The 1,497-nt window shown below is 39.9% G+C and carries 1 protein-coding gene; it reads right to left on the bottom strand.

Annotation, left to right across the window (positions count from 1 at the left end; genetic code table 11):
- Positions 1 to 197: 197 nt before the first annotated feature.
- Positions 198 to 1,382, bottom strand: coding sequence for a methionine adenosyltransferase (gene metK, locus HMPREF1639_RS02675; protein ID WP_036762998.1), 1,185 nt, complete (start codon positions 1,380 to 1,382; stop codon positions 198 to 200).
- Positions 1,383 to 1,497: the final 115 nt, after the last annotated feature.

Here is a 1,497-nt window from a genome sequence, read left to right as displayed (position 1 = left end):
TATTTTGGCAGGAAGGACAAAAAAGTGTACAAATTGATATTGCAATTTTGGTAAATCTTTCCATCTCAATTATATATGAAAAAAACCTCGCTGTCTATTTTTAGGCACAAGAAAGGGCTGACCAAGCAGTCAACCCCTCATATTCCATTTATAATCACTCTATAGCCATAAGTCTATAGGTGTATTTTCAGTTAGACCTATAGGTAGGCCTTCAAAACATCAACCTTGTCAGTTCTTTCCCATGGTAGATCTATATCAGTTCTACCAAAGTGACCATAAGCAGCTGTCTGCTTGTAAATTGGTCTTAGTAGGTCTAGGTTCTTGATAATAGCACCTGGTCTAAGGTCAAAGTTCTCTCTTACAATCTCAACTAATCTCTCATTAGATAACTTTCCTGTGGCAAATGTATCTACAAATATTGATAGTGGTCTAGCCACACCTATAGCATAGGCAAGCTCTATCTCACACTTGTCTGCTAGGCCTGCTGCAACTATATTCTTGGCAACATATCTAGCCGCATAACAAGCTGACCTGTCTACCTTTGTTGGGTCCTTACCTGAGAAGGCACCGCCACCGTGTCTAGAATATCCACCATATGTATCTATGATGATCTTTCTACCTGTTAGGCCAGTATCTCCATGTGGTCCACCTACTACAAACCTACCTGTTGGGTTGATGTAGTATAGTGTTTCATCATCCAATAATTCTGCTGGTATTGTAGCCTTTATTACCTTTTCTATAAGGTCCTTTCTAATCTGGTCATTTGTAGTTTCAGGGTCATGCTGGGCAGATATCAATACAGTGTGTACTCTCACTGGCTTGTCATCTTCATATTCAACAGTTACCTGAGTCTTACCATCTGGTCTTAAGTAGGCCAATTCGCCAGACTTTCTAACGTCAGTAAGCTTTCTTGATAGCTTGTGAGCTAGAGATATTGGTAATGGCATTAGCTCTGGAGTTTCATTGCAGGCAAAACCAAACATGATACCCTGGTCTCCAGCACCAACCTTTTCTATCTCATCTTCTATATTTTCTCCTTCCTTTGATTCCAAACCTTCATCAACACCCATAGCTATGTCATTTGACTGTTCATCTATAGCTGTGATTACTGCACAGTTTTCAGCATCAAATCCAAACTTACCTCTTACATATCCTATGCCTTCTACTGTCTCTCTAACTATCTTCGGAATATCTACATAGGCATTTGTAGATATCTCTCCTGCCACCAATATTAATCCTGTTGTAGCTGTAGTCTCACAAGCTACTCTAGACTTTGGATCCTTTTCAATTATGGCGTCTAGTATCGCATCTGATACCTGGTCACAAAGTTTGTCAGGATGCCCTTCTGTTACTGATTCTGATGTAAATAAATGTCTTGCCATCTCTTCTTCCTTTCATAAAATACTATATGCTTTACTTCAACTATTACTCAATTAACCTTATAATCGAGTAGGGAGGACTTTCTCCTCCCTCTCACACCACGGAGCGTGCCGTTCG

Origin of the sequence: Peptostreptococcus sp. MV1 (assembly GCF_000758885.1) — a bacterium.
Taxonomy (GTDB): Bacteria; Bacillota; Clostridia; order Peptostreptococcales; family Peptostreptococcaceae; genus Peptostreptococcus.
This window is presented reverse-complemented; position numbering and strand designations above follow the sequence as displayed.